General features: G+C 64.1%; 15 protein-coding genes. 5 read left to right on the top strand and 10 right to left on the bottom strand.

Annotated features, from left to right (window positions below; all coding sequences use genetic code 11):
* Window positions 1–2: 2 nt before the first annotated feature.
* A complete protein-coding gene (locus AWB77_RS18865) occupies window positions 3–461 on the bottom strand; it encodes an NUDIX domain-containing protein (protein WP_061135970.1) in 459 nt (152 codons plus the stop codon).
* Between the two features lie 124 nt (window positions 462–585).
* Here AWB77_RS18865 and AWB77_RS18860 point away from each other — a divergent pair, with 124 nt between their 5' ends.
* Entirely contained in the window at window positions 586–960 is a 375-nt protein-coding gene (locus AWB77_RS18860; RefSeq protein WP_061135969.1) for an ester cyclase, read from the top strand.
* On the opposite strand, the gene AWB77_RS18855 is transcribed toward AWB77_RS18860, so the two are convergent.
* From AWB77_RS18855 to AWB77_RS18815, 9 genes are all read right to left on the bottom strand, one after another.
* Window positions 957–1,727 (bottom strand): ABC transporter ATP-binding protein, encoded by a 771-nt coding sequence (locus AWB77_RS18855; RefSeq protein ID WP_061135968.1) that lies wholly within the window; start codon window positions 1,725–1,727, stop codon window positions 957–959. The genes AWB77_RS18860 and AWB77_RS18855 overlap by 4 nt on opposite strands.
* A gap of 14 nt (window positions 1,728–1,741) precedes the next feature.
* Window positions 1,742–2,530: an ABC transporter permease gene (locus AWB77_RS18850; protein WP_061135967.1), complete on the bottom strand. Its 789-nt coding sequence runs from the start codon at window positions 2,528–2,530 to the stop codon at window positions 1,742–1,744.
* A 10-nt stretch (window positions 2,531–2,540) separates the two neighbouring features.
* Window positions 2,541–3,365 carry an ABC transporter permease gene (locus AWB77_RS18845; RefSeq protein WP_061135966.1) on the bottom strand — a complete coding sequence of 275 codons (825 nt, stop codon included), beginning with the start codon at window positions 3,363–3,365 and terminating at the stop codon, window positions 2,541–2,543.
* On the bottom strand, window positions 3,366–4,451 hold the full coding sequence (locus AWB77_RS18840) for an ABC transporter substrate-binding protein (RefSeq protein ID WP_061135965.1): 1,086 nt from the start codon (window positions 4,449–4,451) through the stop codon (window positions 3,366–3,368). It lies immediately after the preceding gene.
* A 66-nt stretch (window positions 4,452–4,517) separates the two neighbouring features.
* Entirely contained in the window at window positions 4,518–5,456 is a 939-nt protein-coding gene (locus tag AWB77_RS18835) for a TauD/TfdA dioxygenase family protein (RefSeq protein WP_061135964.1), read from the bottom strand.
* A 104-nt stretch (window positions 5,457–5,560) separates the two neighbouring features.
* Complete coding sequence (locus tag AWB77_RS18830; RefSeq protein WP_061135963.1) at window positions 5,561–6,646, bottom strand: NAD(P)H-dependent flavin oxidoreductase; 1,086 nt, start codon at window positions 6,644–6,646, stop codon at window positions 5,561–5,563.
* A gap of 28 nt (window positions 6,647–6,674) precedes the next feature.
* Window positions 6,675–7,589 (bottom strand): LysR family transcriptional regulator, encoded by a 915-nt coding sequence (locus tag AWB77_RS18825; RefSeq protein ID WP_061135962.1) that lies wholly within the window; start codon window positions 7,587–7,589, stop codon window positions 6,675–6,677.
* Between the two features lie 146 nt (window positions 7,590–7,735).
* Entirely contained in the window at window positions 7,736–8,983 is a 1,248-nt protein-coding gene (locus AWB77_RS18820; protein WP_061135961.1) for an ABC transporter substrate-binding protein, read from the bottom strand.
* 67 nt (window positions 8,984–9,050) lie between these two features.
* Window positions 9,051–10,295, bottom strand: coding sequence for a DUF1479 domain-containing protein (locus AWB77_RS18815; protein WP_061135960.1), 1,245 nt, complete (start codon window positions 10,293–10,295; stop codon window positions 9,051–9,053).
* Window positions 10,296–10,388: 93 nt separating this feature from the next.
* Between AWB77_RS18815 and AWB77_RS18810 the strand changes: the two genes are divergently transcribed.
* The 4 genes from AWB77_RS18810 (at window position 10,389) to AWB77_RS18795 (ending at window position 15,254) form a co-directional block, all read left to right on the top strand.
* The gene (locus tag AWB77_RS18810; protein WP_061135959.1) at window positions 10,389–11,348 is read left to right on the top strand and encodes a helix-turn-helix domain-containing protein; all 960 of its coding nucleotides are present in this window, start codon (window positions 10,389–10,391) and stop codon (window positions 11,346–11,348) included.
* 112 nt (window positions 11,349–11,460) lie between these two features.
* The gene (locus AWB77_RS18805) at window positions 11,461–11,904 is read left to right on the top strand and encodes a hypothetical protein (protein WP_061135958.1); all 444 of its coding nucleotides are present in this window, start codon (window positions 11,461–11,463) and stop codon (window positions 11,902–11,904) included.
* Window positions 11,905–12,105: 201 nt separating this feature from the next.
* Complete coding sequence (locus tag AWB77_RS18800; RefSeq protein WP_061135957.1) at window positions 12,106–14,490, top strand: bifunctional salicylyl-CoA 5-hydroxylase/oxidoreductase; 2,385 nt, start codon at window positions 12,106–12,108, stop codon at window positions 14,488–14,490.
* Window positions 14,490–15,254, top strand: coding sequence for an SDR family NAD(P)-dependent oxidoreductase (locus AWB77_RS18795; protein WP_061135956.1), 765 nt, complete (start codon window positions 14,490–14,492; stop codon window positions 15,252–15,254). Before AWB77_RS18800 ends, AWB77_RS18795 begins: the two co-directional genes overlap by 1 nt.
* Window positions 15,255–15,259: the final 5 nt, after the last annotated feature.

The following is a 15,259-nucleotide window of genomic DNA, read 5'->3' as shown; positions in this document are numbered from 1 at the left end:
TGCTAACGCAGGCCGCGATGACAGTACGCAGCCGCAGCCTCGGTCAACGCGATGCCGCGCAATTCGTCCGGCGATGCAAGGCGCGCGGCGACGATCTCGCGATTATCGAGCCGCAACTCGGGCAGCGAATCGAGATGAAGCTCGAAGAAATGCACGGTGTCCTTGCGCCCGTCCCAGATGCCATACGCGCTGCCCGCCGCAACGAGCGCGTGCGGCGGCAGACCGAGTTCTTCATCGATTTCGCGCAAGGCCGCAGCTTCGGGCGTCTCGCCCGCATCGACGCTGCCGCCGGGCAGATTCCATTCACGTCGATACGACGGCTTCACGAGCAGCAACGCCTCCCCGACATGGATCGCAACGAGCGCGCCTTCGTGATGAGGCTGTCGAAAGCCCCACCACATGCGCGCAAGCCGGAACGCGACGCGAAACATCACTCGCCAGATTGAATCGATTAACGCCATGACCGCTTTTCTGTAGTTCGATTAAGCGGATTATGACGAAAGCGGGGCCTGCATGTCTTGGGCGCGCAGCTTGCCGACATGAGAAGATGCGCGGATCGTTGCAATCGGTTCGGGAGCGGATGCGATGCTTGCAGAGATCTATCGCGGATACATCGCCTGTCTGAACGCGCAGGACTGGCCCAATCTCGGCACGTTCGTACATGACACGCTGCGATACAACGAACGCGCGCTGACACTCGACGACTATCGCGACATGCTGCGAAAGGATTACCGCGAAATCCCCGATCTTTTCTTCGACATTCGCTTGCTGATCGAAGAAGCGCCGCGCATCGCGTGCCGGTTGCGCTTCGAATGCACGCCGGCGGGGGTGTTCCTCGGGCTTCACGTGGATGGAAAGCGCGTCGTGTTCTTCGAGAACGTCATCTACGAATTCCGCGACGGGAAGATCGATAACGTGTGGTCCGTCATCGATAAAGCGGCGATCGAAGCGCAGCTTTAGGCGGCTTCCGAGAAGAACCCATCCACGATATCGTCGCGCAACGCAGCCACCTTTCGATCCCCGAGCTTGCGCGGCCTCGGCAGCGACACATCGACGACTTCCCCGATCCGCCCCGGGCGCGCCTGCATCACCACGATCCGGTCCGACAGCAGCACGGCCTCTTCGACGTCGTGCGTGACGAGCACCATCGTGATCCGCTCGCGCTCCCATATGCGTTGCAGTTCAACTTGCAGACGGCTGCGCGTCAACGCATCGAGCGCGCCGAACGGTTCATCGAGCAACAACAGACGCGGACGATTCACGAGCCCGCGCGCAATCGCGACCCGCTGCGCCATGCCGCCCGACAACTGATGCGGATAAAGCCGCTCATGGCCTTTCAATCCGACGAGCGCGATATGCTCCGCCACCGCGTGCGTCTTCTCCGCCTTCGATAACGGCGCGTTGCGCAGCGCCACCGCGACGTTCTGCGCGACATCGAGCCACGGAAACAGTCGATGATCCTGAAACACGATGCCGCGCGACAGGTCCGTCGTCACGATGCGTTCGCCGCCGAACTCGATCTCGCCGTCGTAATCGCCGTCGAGGCCCGCGATCAGACGCAGCAATGTCGACTTGCCGCATCCGCTCGCCCCGACGATGCTGACGAACTCGCCGCTCGCAATGGAAAGATCGATGCGATCGAGCACTGGCGGTGCGTCGTCGCCAACGAAGCGCTTCGTCACATGCCGCAGCGCGAGGCCGCTGTCCTGTTCGATATCCGTCGTCATCTTCTGGTTTCTCCTCAAGCCGCGCGGCCCGATGCAGTGCCGAACCAGCGCCGCTGCACAGCGCGCGCGAAGGCATTCAACGCCCACCCCGTCAAACCGACCACGATCACGCCGAACGCGACGAGATCCATTCGAAACTGCTCGCTGCCATCGACAAGCGTATTGCCGATCCCGCTTCCCGCGACGAGCAGATATTCCGCACCGAGCGTCGCGAGCCATGAATAGATGAGCGCGAGATAGACGCCGGTGAAGATCGACGGCAACGCGGCGGGCAGCACGACATGCGCGAGTGTCTGCAATCGCCCGTATCGATACGCGCGCGCTACGTCGAGCCAGTTCGCGGGCACCGCGCGAATGCCGTCGCTCGTATGCATCACGACGGGCACCAGCGCCGCGAGCGACAGGAACACGACCTTCGCGACATCGCCGAGCCCGAACCACACGGAGATCAGCGGAATCCACGCGAACAGCGACACTTGTTTGAACGTATTGAAGCTCGGCGCGATCGCGCGATTCGCGAGCTTCGATATGCCGAGCAGCGCGCCCAGTGCAAGCCCGAGACTCGTGCCTATCGCGAAGCCCGTCAGTTCGCGCGCAAGCGATGCCGACAGCGCACGCGCGAGCGCCCCGCTTCGAACCTGCTCCACGGCGGTTTCCCAGACCTGCGCGGGCGAGACCAGCACGCCGTGCCCCACCTGGGCGCCGCGCGATACGAACCACCATACGGCAAGCGCGCCGATCGGCAGCACGAGGCCGCGCCACGATCCCTTGACGGTTCCCGCTTCGTATTCCAGTGTCGACATACGCCGTTCCTCAGTTGTTGCGGCCGCGCTGCAGCTTGCGCTCGAACGCATTGAGCAGGCGATCGGCGGCATAACCGATCGCCCCGACGATCAGCACCGCGGCCAGCACGAGATCGAGCTGGAAGAGCTGACGTCCATACACGATCAGATAGCCGAGCCCTTCGGATGAGGCAACCAGTTCCACGACCACGAGCGTCAGCCACGCCTTCGTGAACGCGAGCCGCACGCCCGTGCCGATGACGGGAATCGCAGCCGGCAAAGTCACCCGCGTCACGACCTGCCAGCGCGAATAGCGATACACCGACGCCACTTCCTGCAACGCGCGCGGCGTGCCGCGAAAGCCCTGCAACGTGGATAGCGTGACCGGCACGAGCGCCGCATGCCCGATCAGCAGATACTTCAATGGCTCGCCGATGCCGACGACGATCATCAGGAACGGCAGCCAGCCGAGTACCGGAACCTGCACGATCGCGTTGAAGCTCGGCAGCACATAGGCTTCGAGCGTGCGCGACAATCCGAGCAATCCGCCGAGCGCGATGCCAAGCAGCACGCCGCCGCCGAATCCGACCGCGGCGCGCGTCATGCTCGCCGACAGATGCATCCACAAGTCGCCGCTCTTCACCAGCGCGCCGAGCGTGTCGAACACGAGCGCGGGCGAGGGCAGCACTTGCGCGGAGATCCATCCGTAGCGCGAACCGAGCGTCCACAGCAACGCGCATAGCACAGGCACGATCCACGGCAACGCGGTCCAGCCGATCGTGCGCAACGTATCCTTCGATGAAGCCTCGCGGCCGCGATCCGCAGGCAGGAACACACGCGTCAGCGCCTTGGCCATTTATCGATTCTCCGCAAGACGTTCGCCGGAAGGCTTGCCCGATGCGTCGAAACGCGGCCAGTACGCTTCGAGCTTCAGCGACTTCAACGCCGCGTCGAGATACTTCGGCTCGAACCATCCGTTCACGCTAACGGGCTGGCGAATCAGGTTCAGACGCAAGGCATCGTCGGCGACGGACTGATAGCGCGCGACGAGAAACGGATCGACGAGCGGCGACATGCGATCCTTCAACGGCTGATTCGCGAACTCGGACGCCCACGATTCGACCGGCACGCCACTCTTCGCCCATAACGCAAAGAGCGCATTGCGATTGGCTTCGTCGGATGACCATTGCGCCGCCTGAACGACTGCCGTCACGACCTTCTGCACCGTGTCGGGATGCGCGCGCTCGTAGTCTTCGAGCACGAGCAGATGCGCCTGACGCGTGAACTGCACGCCGTCGTCGCGCGATGCGTAGACGATCTTCGCGAGGCCCTGACGTTGCAGCTTGAAGAGCGAGTAATCGAGGAACACCGCATCGACGCCCTTCGATGCGAGCGCGGCCTGCGCGGCGGCGGTATCGAGATTGATGACGCGCAGATCGCGTTCGCTGAGACCGTTCTGCTTCAGCACGTTATCGGCGACGAGCTGAAGATTCGTGCCGCGGAAGATGGCGACGCGCTTGCCCTTCAGGTCCTTCACGCTCTTGATGTCGGAGTCCGGCGGCACCGCGAGGTACACGCCCGTTCGCACGTTCGATGCAAGCAGCAAATGCGTCTTCAAACCGTTCGCACGGCCGATCACCGAAGGCAGATCGCCCTGATATGCAAAGTCGATCTGCTTGTTCGCGAGCGCTTCGTTGACGGCCGGCCCCGCGCCCTTGAAGAAGATCCATTCGACCTTGGCGTGCCCGGCCTGCAATGCATCCTCGACACGATGCTGCAACTGCGCGGTCGCGGCGGGCGAGCCGCCGAAGGTCGGCGGATCGCCCATGCCCTGCTGCGCGACGCCGATGCGCACCACGGCCGGATCGGCAGCATGCGCGGGACCGATGAGCGCGGCAAAGAGCGTCGCCGCGCTGGCGAGGAGCTTGAATCGTAGTGTCATCGTGCAATGAGAAAGAGTGGATCGCCGGCGATGTCATCGCCGGTGCATGCAGCGACGCAGCGCACGTCAGACCGTGCGCGCTTCCTGTCTGACGATGCGGCTCCTGCGCCCGTCGATGCCCACGGGCACATCGCCATGCACGGTCGCGCGGCGCACGACGCGATGCGCATCGCCGTAATCGGCCACCGCGTAATGCTGGGTCGCGCGGTTGTCCCAGATCGCGACGTCGCCCTGCGTCCAGCGCCAGCGCACGGTGTTCTCGAGGCGCGTGACGTGATCGTGGAAAAGTTCGATCAGCCGGTCCGAATCCCGCTGCGACAGACCGATGAAGCGCTGCACGAAATGGCCGAGCACGAGCGTGCGCTCGCCCGTTTCCGGATGCACGCGCACGACGGGATGCTCCGTTTCATACAGCGTCGACGTGAACTGCTTGCGGTACTCGCTTTCCTGCTGCGTGTCGGGCACATTGCGCGTCGCGGCATAGTCGTAGGCGTTCGAATGCAGCGCCCAGAGCGTATCGGCGAGTTCGCGCAGCACTTGCGGCAGATTCGCGTAGGCGGCGGCCGTGTTGGCCCATACCGTGTCGCCGCCGGCGGGCGGAATCACGACACCGCGCAGAATCGAAATCTTCGGGTACGCATCGACGAACGTGACGTCCGTATGCCACGAATTCGCGCGCGTGCCGTGCTTCGAATCGAGTTCGAGCAGGCGGCTGCCGCTCGCGAGCGATGGCACGGTCGGATGCGCGACGGTCTCGCCGAAGCGCGCGGCGAAGGCTTCCTGCGCGGCATCGTCGAGATGCGACTGGCCGCGGAAAAACAGCACTTTATGTTGAAGCAACGCCTGATTGATCGCGGCGATGGCGTCGTCGGCGAGATCGGCGGAAAGCGTCACGCCGCGCACTTCCGCGCCGCTACGCCCGCCGATCGGGCGTACCTGGAACGGTTCATTCGACGTGGCGGGAGCAAGCGTGGAATCGGCGGCGAGCGTGGGGAGTGCGGACATCGAAAATCTCCGTTGGTATGCGTTTGTCTGTCGATGCAGGCCGCATGGAGTGCGACGGAAACATTGAAGCATCGACAGCGCGCCTGACCAACGAAGCGTTTCGACTATGCATATCGCTGCATGTGCGCGATGCTTTCCCGCAGTTCCGCCTGCAGGCGCGCCATCAGTTCGGCAGCGGGCAATTCCCGCGCGAGCGCGGCGGCCTGTCCCGCCCACTGCGCGCCGTAGCCGAATTCGCCCTTCGCTTTCGCGGCCGCGTGCAGCGACTTGCCGGCATCGTAGGTGACGGGATAGGCGGGGATCGTGGGCGCGTGCGCGCTGCGCCCCAATTCCGTGAACTTGTTGACGAGGCCGCGCGCCTCGCGCCCCGAGATCGCGGATGTGAACGTCGTGCGCGCGGCGGCATCGCTCAGGATTGCACGGCGATATCCCTCGTCGATCGAAGTCTCCGTGCAAGGCACGAACGCCGTGCCGAGTTGCGCCGCCTGTGCGCCGAGCGCGAGCGCCGCCGCGATGCCCGCGCCGTCCATGATGCCGCCGGCCGCGATCACGGGCACGTCGAACTTGCGCACGAGAAGACGCGTGAGCGCGAAGGAGCCGAGATAATCGTCGTCGGCTTGCGTATCGAAGATGCCGCGATGCCCGCCCGCCTCGATGCCCTGCGCGACGATCGCATCCATGCCCGCCGCGGCCACCTGCTCCGCTTCACTCACGTTCGTGGCGGATGCCAGCAGCTTGATGCCCGCGCCGCGCAATGCATCGACATAGTCCTTCGACGGCAAGCCGAAGTGAAAACTCACGACCGCCGGCTTCTCTTCGACGAACACCTTCAGCATCGCTTCATCGACGACGAAGCTCGTATAGATCTCGCTCAGCCTCGCGGGCGGCGTCGCGCCGTATTGCGCGAACACGGGCGCGAGCCAGGCGGTCCATGCTTCTTCGACGGCGGCATCGGCACGCGCGGGCGCGTGACAGAACACGTTGATGTTGAACGGCTTGCCGGTCAGCGCACGCGTCTCGCGGATGACCTTGCGCGCACCCTCGGCGTTCATCGCGCCGACGCCGAGCGAGCCGAGCCCGCCCGCATTCGATACCGCCGCCGCGAGCGCGGGCGTGCTCACGCCGGCCATCGGCGCCTGGATGATCGGCGTATCGATGCCGAGTAACGATGTCAATGCGTTCTTGCTCATGAAAGTGCGTCCCTTTGAACGGTTCGATTCAACGCGTGCCGAGCTTCTCGACGACGAAGTCGACGAATGCCCGTACGCGCGACGACAAATGTCTGCCATGCGGATACAGCAGGATGAACGGCCGGCTGCATCCGCCATGATCGCGCAGCACTTCGACGAGCGTGCCCGCGCGCAATTCGTTCTCCACCGTGAAGCGATAAGTCTGGAAGAGTCCCGCGCCGTGACAGGCGAGCGGAATGCCCGCGAGCGCATCGCCGGAGGTGCCGTAGCCGCCTTGCGTGGTGATCTCGATGGCTTCGCCGTTCTGCATGAAGCGCCACGGCACGGCGCGCCCGGTGCTCGGCATCTCGAACTGGATGCATTCGTGACCGGTAAGATCGTCGATCGTCTTCGGCGTGCCCGCGCGCTTCAGATACGCCGGCGACGCGACCACGACGAGCTCCGCGTCTTCCAGCTTGCGCGCGATCAGGCCGGAGTCGCGCGGCGCGCGGCCGCGAATCGCGAGATCGAAGCCTTCATCGGCGAAGTCGATGTTGCGGTTGCTCAGATGCGCCTCGACGGTGACATCGGGATAACGCTTCCTGAACTCCGCGAAGAGCGGCAACATGCGGTAATGACCGTAGGGCGTCGGCATGCTGATGCGCAGCGCGCCCTTGGGCGTCGTCTGCTGGCCGGTCGCTTCGCGCTCCGCTTCGGCAAGGCGGTTGAGCGCGTCGCGGCATTGCTCGAAATAGCGGCGGCCCGCATCGGTCAGTCGAATCTGACGCGTGGTGCGCACGAAAAGGCGCACGTCCAGGCGCTTTTCCAGTCGCGCGACGGCACGGCTCACGGCGGCGGGCGTGACGCTCGCCGCGGTGGCCGCCAGTGTGAAACTGCCGAGATCGGCCGCGAGGCAGAAGAGTTCGATGCTGCCGAGAAGAAGGTCGTCGAATTGCCGCTGCATGAGAATGGGCTGCGCGTCGCTATCGCTATCGCTATCGCTATCGCTATCGCTATCGCTGCATCTTCCCTGCTTGCCGCCGCACGGTCAACCGACGCGCGTTCAATTGAGTTATGACGCGCGCGAACAGATCCCGGTAACGCGCGCGCCTACTTGACCTTCGCGGCGGCGGCGAGCTTGCGTACGCCCTCTTTCGCGTCCTCGTTCGAGTTCATGAAGTTCGTCACGACATCGGTGATCGCACCGGCCGTCACCGGCGATTGCAGTTCGCCGAAAGCGAGCGATGGAAAGAAGCCGCCCGACTTGATCGTCGCCTGTTCGTCGGCGCGCGACTTCTTCGCGCAGGCGTCGAACTTGTCCATCGACACGTCGAGCCTCACGGGAATCGATCCCTTGTTCAGGCTGAACTGCTCCTGAAAATCCGGCGACATGATGGTCTTCGCCATCGCGAGCTGGCCCGGCGTCGCGTCCTTCTTGCCGTTCTGCTTGAAGAACACGAACGCATCGGCCGTGTAGGTGTACGCGTTCGAGGTGCCCGGCGCGGGCGCGCAGACGAAGTCGACATCCGCCTTCTTGTTTGCGTTGGCGAACTCGCCCTTGGCCCAGTCGCCCATGAACTGCATGCCGCCCGAACCCGATATCACCATTGCGGTGGCGAGGTTCCAGTCGCGTCCGTGATAGCTCTTGTCGAAGTACGTCCTGATCTTTTGCACGGTCTCGAAGACCTGCACCATCTGCGGCGACGTCAACGTCTTCTGATCCAGATCGACGAGCGCCTTGCGATAGAAGTCCGCGCCCTGCGACAGCACGACCGTCTCCCAGATCGTCATGTCCTGCCACGGCTGGCCGCCGTGCGCGACGGGCGTGATGCCCGCCGCGCGGAATTTGTCCGCAAGCGCGAAGAACTCCGCCCACGTCGCGGGCGGCGTGCCGCCTACCTTGTCGAGGTCCGCCTTGTTGATCCACAGCCAGTTGATGCGATGCACCGAGAACGGCACCGCGACATAGTGACCGCCCGACTTCACGTCGCTATCGATCGGCGCGGGGAGATGGCTTTTCCAGTCGGTCGCGGACGGATCGATCGTCACGAGCACGCCCTGATCGGCCCAGTCCTGGATCAGCGGTCCCTTGATCTGCGCGGCCGACGGCGCATTGCCCGAGATCACCTGCGTCTTGAGCGCCGTCATCGCCGCCGTGCCCGATCCGCCCGCGACGGCGAAGTCATTCCATCCGTAGCCCTGCTTGCTCATGTCGTCCCTGAGCACGCGAATCGCCTTCGATTCGCCGCCGGACGTCCACCAGTGCAGGACCGATATCTGTTCGGCCGCCGATGCAGCCTGCGTACCGGCGATGAGAAGCGCGACGGCCGCCGTGGCCGACCTCAGCGAGTGTTTCATTGCAGTCTCCGATATTGTCTTTATGGATGATGCGGCGCGTTGACCGCGCAACGGTGCCGTCCGCCTTCTACAGATCGAATCCGAGTTGCGCGCGGCCGAGCGGCGTCAGATCGCCGGGCGTCGCGCGGCCTTCGAAGTCGACCTCGAAGTGATCGGCGGGAAAATCGGGCGGGCTTTCGCCCTTCAGAAAGCTCGGCAACTGACGCTTGAGATACGCGTCGTTCTTCGCGCACGCGGGCGCGGAAGCGATGTACATCACGTTGCTGTAACCCGAGCCCTTGTGTTCGTCTTCGACCGCGTGAATGACGTCGCTGTGCCAGAACACGGTGTCGCCCGCGTCCATCTCCGGTATCGAGGAAAGCGCCTCGAACAGCGGCGCGTGATACTCCGGCTTGATCGACAGCGCGCGGCCGGGCATGGCGCCGCACAGGTCGTCGTCGGCGATATCGTCCTGGAGGGCGCGCAGGAGGATGTACACCATCGCGTTGGCGATGGGCACGAGTTGCAGCGTGCCGTCGCCCGGACCTTGCGGCGTAAGCGCGGTCCAGCCCTGGAAAGTGCGGAACATCGAGCAGACGGCGGGCGATGCGATCTCTTCCACGTCGGGCCGGAACGCGGCATCGAAGGCATCGTAGGCGCGCCAGTTGCCGGAGAACACGTGCCGGTACACCTTGCGGAAATTGCCTTCTATCCAGCGTTCGACAGAGCCGCCATCGCAATGCGCCGACAGCCCGAGCGATGCCGAACCCGGCGGCCTGCGGCGCAGCCGGTCGGCATAGACGGGCACGCGTTCGGGATCGAAGTGCACGCGCCCATCACTCTCGTTGCGCCAGAGCTTGTTGAGGAAGACGCGCGCGGCGCTCAGCGATTCCGACTGGCGCGCGAGCACTTGCGGCTTCGACCAGTACACGCCGTAAATCTGCGGCTTGCTCGATGCGAGCTGCCCGAAGTACTTGTCCTCGGCGCGGTTTTCGAGGCGTTTGTCGAGGTGATTGCGCTCGACGTAATCGGCGATATCGTCGTCCCACTGGCGCGCCTGCTCGCGAGGAAAGACGTTGCGAATCACGCATGCGCCGCGCGATTTGACGAGCGCGACATCGCCGTCGCTGACGCGTCCTTCGACGATATCGGCGAAGCGGATTTCGGGAATGACGTTCTCGCCGCGATCGCGCCGTGCCGCGATGCGTTTCGCCTCATCGCCGATCGCTTTTTCGACCTCGGCGAAGATCTCGCGATAGTTCGGCAGCGCGGCGCGCAGTTCCTTTTTCGCATGCCGGATCGCGCCCGGCATGTCGTCGATTATCAGCGCCATGATCGTCTCCCTATGAATTTCCGTGCGAAAAGCATAAGACGGCTACGCGATTGCGAGTGATACTATCCGGGCAATTCATTTGCGCTTTCGGCCATGAAACCAGCTTATGAGCACGTCGAGTTCGGCGAGGACTGTTCGGTCCGGGTATACCATCGGCGGCTCGCGCGTATTCCGTTCGAATGGCATCACCATCCGGAATACGAGTTGACGCTGACGATGAATAGTCATGGCAAGCGCTATATCGGCGATGCCGTGAACGACTATCAGGCCGAAGACCTCGTGCTCGTGCCGCCGGATTTGCCGCATACGTGGTCGTCGAACCGGTCGATCGATCCTGCCTTGCCGCAAGTCGCCATCGTCATATGGTTCGACGGCGACTGGGCGCGACGCATGGCGGATTGCTGCCGCGAATACGAGCCGCTTCGCAAGCTGCTGCGCCGCGCCGCGTGCGGGCTTGCCTTCGATCCGCCCGCCGGAGAATGGATGCGCGGCCGGCTCGCGCCATTGCTCTCGAACGTGCCGCGCGAGCGCCTGAGCGCGGCGCTCGACATTCTGTGCACGCTCGGCGAAGCGCCCGGCCATCCGCTCGCATCGCCGAGCGCGTTCAATCAAACGAACGCCGGGCCGTCAGGTCACGAACCCGAACGCATCAGTCGCGTGCTCGCGATGATCGATGCACGCTTCGCGGAACCGCTGCGCATAGCGGATCTCTGTGCGGCGGCGAATCTTTCGGAGCGGACGTTGACGCGCTATTTCGTGCAGCACATTGGCGAGAGCGTCGGACGATATATCGCGCGCGTTCGCATGGGGCACGCGTGCCGGATGCTTGGCGATACCTCGCTGCCCGTGTCAGTGATCGCGGCTCGTTCGGGCTTCGCGAACGTCGCTAATTTCAACCGGCAGTTCAAGGCGGCGAAGCAGACGACGCCGGCGGACTATCGGCGGCAGTTTCGCGCGGCGGGCAGCGCCGGGACGGACACGGATACGGCAGCGCGCCTGACCGAACGGCCGCCGTCATTGCGCCGGCGGAACAAGGGCGCGGATGCCGCGTAAGGAAGGCTCAACGCCTTGTTACACCTCTTACCGCCGCTCACGCGCGATGTTACGAAAGCCTTTCGATGGCACAGTTATATTCGCGCCGTCTCATAAATAAAACATCTGAACTATGTCAAAGCGAATCCTTCGACTCGTTGCTATTGCAACGCTCGCGGCTGCATCGTCGATGCCGGCCATTGCAGGCGACATGAACAATGCGCTCGGCGGCGCGCTCGGTGGCGTCGCGGGCGCGGCGCTCGGCGGTGCGGTAGGCGGCAGCACGGGCGCGGTGCTCGGCGGAGCTGTCGGCGGCGGCGCGGGTGGCGCGGTCACGTCGAATCGTCGCGAGCGCACGGGCGCGATCATCGGCGGTGCGCTCGGCGGCGGTGCGGGCACGGCGGCAGGCAATACGATGGGCGGCAGAGGCGGCGGCCTTATCGGCGCGGCGCTCGGCGGCGGCGCGGGCTCGGCACTGGGCGGCAATATCTCGCGCTCGAACTCGTACGCGGATGACTACGGTCGCGATTATCGGGGCAATCGCGGCAAGCATCACAAGCATCATCACCGCGACTGATCGGCTGATAAGGGCTCGCTGCGCCTCACGATGAACTGAAACATCGCGCGCGGCACGCACTCCATCGACATCCATCGTGGAGAGCGGCGCGCGCGAACTCAGTCGCAGACGTTCGTCAATTTACTTGACATCTAAATTATCAAAACCTAAATTATCGACATGGAGTGAGACACCGCAAGACACACGACCCGGAGAGCAAGCATGCGCATCGTCTGTATCGGCGGAGGCCCGGCGGGTCTGTATTTCGGGCTTTTGATGAAGCGCCGCCATCCCGGTTACGACATCACCATCGTCGAACGAAACCGTCCATACGATACTTTCGGATGGGGCGTCGTCTTCTCCGATCAAACGCTCGGCAATCTGCGCGCGGCGGACCCGCAAAGCGCCGACGCCATTCTCGATGCCTTCAATCACTGGGACGATATCGAGGTTCATATCGACGGCCGCACGATCCGCTCGTCGGGTCATGGCTTTTGCGGCATCGGCCGCAAGCGTCTCTTGAACATTCTCCAGGCGCGCTCTGAAGAACTCGGCGTGAAGCTCGTCTTCGAAACGCAAGTCACGAACGACGAAGACTACGACGCCGATCTCATCATCGCGAGCGACGGCCTCAACAGCGCGATCCGCGCGAAATACGCATCGACGTATCAGCCCGACATCGACATGCGCGACTGCCGCTTCGTATGGCTCGGCACGCACAAGTGTTTCGACGCCTTCACGTTCGCGTTCGAGAAGACCGAATGGGGCTGGTTTCAGGCGCATGCTTATCGCTTCGACGAGAACACGTCGACGTTCATCGTCGAAGCGCCCGAGCGCGTGTGGCGCGCGGCCGGCCTCGCCGACATGAGCAAGGAAGACGGCATCGCGTTTTGCGAGAAACTCTTCGCGAAGTATCTCGACGGCCACGCGCTCGTTTCGAATGCCACGCATCTGCGCGGCTCGGCGCAATGGATCCGCTTTCCGCGTGTCGTCAATCGCGAATGGGTGCACTGGCGCGAAAGCGCGCCGGGCAAGCGCACGCCTGTCGTGTTGATGGGCGATGCGGCGCATACCGCGCACTTCTCCATCGGTTCGGGTACGAAGCTCGCGCTCGAAGATGCGATCGAACTCGCGAACAGCATCGACACCGCCTTCGCGAAACAGGACGGCGATCTCGCAGGCGCGCTCGCGCATTACACGCAGGTGCGCAGTGTCGACGTGCTGCGCATTCAGAACGCCGCGCGCAATTCGACCGAATGGTTCGAGCATGTCGATCGTTACGCGTCGTTCGAGCCCGAGCAGTTCGCGTATTCGCTGCTTACGCGCTCGCAGCGCATCTCGCATGAAAATTTGCGCGAACGCGATGCGCGCTATCTCGCATCGTTCGAAGACTGGCTCGCCGCGCGCTCAGGCCTCGAACGCGATGCAAAACAACGCCCTGTTCCGCCGATGTTCACGCCGTTCACGTTGCGCGGCGTTACGCTGAAGAACCGCGTGGTCGTCTCGCCGATGGCGCAGTATTCCGCCGTCGACGGCATCGCGGGCGACTATCACCTGATGCATCTCGGCGCGCGCGCGATGGGCGGCGCCGCGCTCGTGATGACCGAGATGACCTGCGTGTCGCCCGAGGCGCGCATCACGCCTGGATGCCCCGGCATGTATGCACCCGCGCATCTTGCTGCGTGGCAACGCATCGTCGAGTTCGTGCATGCGCAATCGGATGCGAAGATCGGCATGCAGATCGGTCATGCGGGCGCGAAGGCATCGACACGTGTGGCCTGGGAAGGCATCGATCAGCCGCTTCGCGACGGAAACTGGCCGCTCGTGTCCGCATCGCCGCAACAATACTTGCAAGGCGTGAGCCAATGGTCGCGCGAGGCATCGCATGAAGACCTGCGCGAGATCGAAGCGCAGTTCGTGCGCGCCACGGAGATGGCCGCGCGCGCAGGCTTCGACTGGCTCGAATTGCACTGCGCGCATGGCTATTTCCTGTCGAGCTTTCTCTCGCCGCTCACGAATCATCGCACCGACGAATATGGCGGCTCGCTCGAGAACCGTCTGCGCTATCCGCTCGAAGTCTTCACGGCGATGCGCGCCGCATGGCCGCAAGACAAGCCGATGTCGGTGCGCATCTCCGCGCACGACTGGGTCGATGGCGGCACGACGCCCGACGACGCCGTGCAGATCGCGCGCGCAGTCAAGGCCGCGGGCGCGGACATGATCGACGTATCGTCGGGGCAGGTCAGCAAGCAGGAAAAGCCCGTGTTCGGCCGCATGTTCCAGACGCCGTTCGCCGATCGCATCCGCAACGAAGCGGGCATCGCGACGATCGCGGTCGGCGCGATCTCGGAAGCGGATCACGTGAACAGCATCATCGCGGCGGGACGCGCGGACCTGTGCGCGGTGGCGCGTCCGCATCTCGCGAATCCATCGTGGACATTGAACGAGGCCGCGAAGATCGGCTACTTCGATATCGCATGGCCGAAGCAATACGCCGCCGCGAAATCGCAACTCGAACGCAATCTCGAACGCGAACGCGCGATGGCCGCGGACAATGCGCGCCTCACGCCGCAAGAACGCGCGCAGCGCGCGGAAGGATCGGTCTGATGATGTCTTCTCTCGCGGACAAACACGCGGTCGTGACGGGCGGCGGCAGCGGCATAGGCGCATCGTGCGCGCTGGCGCTTGCAGAAGCGGGCGCGCGCATCACGCTGATGGGCCGCGATATCGCGCGTCTCGAAGCGCAGCGCGATGCGATGCGTGCGCGTGTCGATGTGGCGTGCATCGCCGTCGATGTGACCGACGAAGCCGCCGTCGCCGCTGCATTCTCGCGCGCCGGACCCGTCGATATTCTCGTGAACAACGCGGGCCACGCGCAAGCCGCGCCCTTCACGCAAACCGATACCGCGCTGTGGCAACGCATGCTCGACGTGAACCTCACGGGCGTCTTCTTCTGCACGCGCGCCGTGTTGCCTTCGATGCTCGAGCGCGGCTATGGCCGCATCGTGAATGTTGCGAGCACGGCGGGACAGACCGGCTATGCGTATGTCGCGGCGTATTGCGCGGCGAAGCATGGCGTCGTCGGTCTCACGCGCGCACTCGCCGCCGAAGTCGCGACGAAGGGCGTCACGGTCAATGCGGTGTGCCCCGGTTATACCGAGACCGAACTGCTGCGCTCATCGCTCGATCAGATCATGTCGAAAACCGCGCGCGGCGAACAGGAAGCACGCGATGCACTCGTGCGCAACAACCCGCAACGCCGCTTCGTGCAGCCCGAAGAAGTCGCGAGCGCCGTGCTTTGGCTATGCGCGCCCGGCTCGGGTTCGATGAACGGCCAGTCGATATCCGTATCAGGTGGAGAAGTCACGTGAGCAAC

Source organism: Caballeronia fortuita (assembly GCF_001544835.2).
GTDB lineage: Bacteria > Pseudomonadota > Gammaproteobacteria > Burkholderiales > Burkholderiaceae > Caballeronia > Caballeronia fortuita.
The sequence above is the reverse complement of the archived record's forward strand: the minus strand, read 5'-3'. Positions and strand labels throughout refer to the sequence as shown.

Coding starts and splice junctions, on each gene's coding strand:
- AWB77_RS18865 (WP_061135970.1), bottom strand. CDS start 461: ATGGCGTTAATCGATTCAATCTGGCGAGTGATGTTTCGCGTCGCGTTC.
- AWB77_RS18860 (WP_061135969.1), top strand. CDS start 586: ATGCTTGCAGAGATCTATCGCGGATACATCGCCTGTCTGAACGCGCAG.
- AWB77_RS18855 (WP_061135968.1), bottom strand. CDS start 1,727: ATGACGACGGATATCGAACAGGACAGCGGCCTCGCGCTGCGGCATGTG.
- AWB77_RS18850 (WP_061135967.1), bottom strand. CDS start 2,530: ATGTCGACACTGGAATACGAAGCGGGAACCGTCAAGGGATCGTGGCGC.
- AWB77_RS18845 (WP_061135966.1), bottom strand. CDS start 3,365: ATGGCCAAGGCGCTGACGCGTGTGTTCCTGCCTGCGGATCGCGGCCGC.
- AWB77_RS18840 (WP_061135965.1), bottom strand. CDS start 4,451: ATGACACTACGATTCAAGCTCCTCGCCAGCGCGGCGACGCTCTTTGCC.
- AWB77_RS18835 (WP_061135964.1), bottom strand. CDS start 5,456: ATGTCCGCACTCCCCACGCTCGCCGCCGATTCCACGCTTGCTCCCGCC.
- AWB77_RS18830 (WP_061135963.1), bottom strand. CDS start 6,646: ATGAGCAAGAACGCATTGACATCGTTACTCGGCATCGATACGCCGATC.
- AWB77_RS18825 (WP_061135962.1), bottom strand. CDS start 7,589: ATGCAGCGGCAATTCGACGACCTTCTTCTCGGCAGCATCGAACTCTTC.
- AWB77_RS18820 (WP_061135961.1), bottom strand. CDS start 8,983: ATGAAACACTCGCTGAGGTCGGCCACGGCGGCCGTCGCGCTTCTCATC.
- AWB77_RS18815 (WP_061135960.1), bottom strand. CDS start 10,295: ATGGCGCTGATAATCGACGACATGCCGGGCGCGATCCGGCATGCGAAA.
- AWB77_RS18810 (WP_061135959.1), top strand. CDS start 10,389: ATGAAACCAGCTTATGAGCACGTCGAGTTCGGCGAGGACTGTTCGGTC.
- AWB77_RS18805 (WP_061135958.1), top strand. CDS start 11,461: ATGTCAAAGCGAATCCTTCGACTCGTTGCTATTGCAACGCTCGCGGCT.
- AWB77_RS18800 (WP_061135957.1), top strand. CDS start 12,106: ATGCGCATCGTCTGTATCGGCGGAGGCCCGGCGGGTCTGTATTTCGGG.
- AWB77_RS18795 (WP_061135956.1), top strand. CDS start 14,490: ATGATGTCTTCTCTCGCGGACAAACACGCGGTCGTGACGGGCGGCGGC.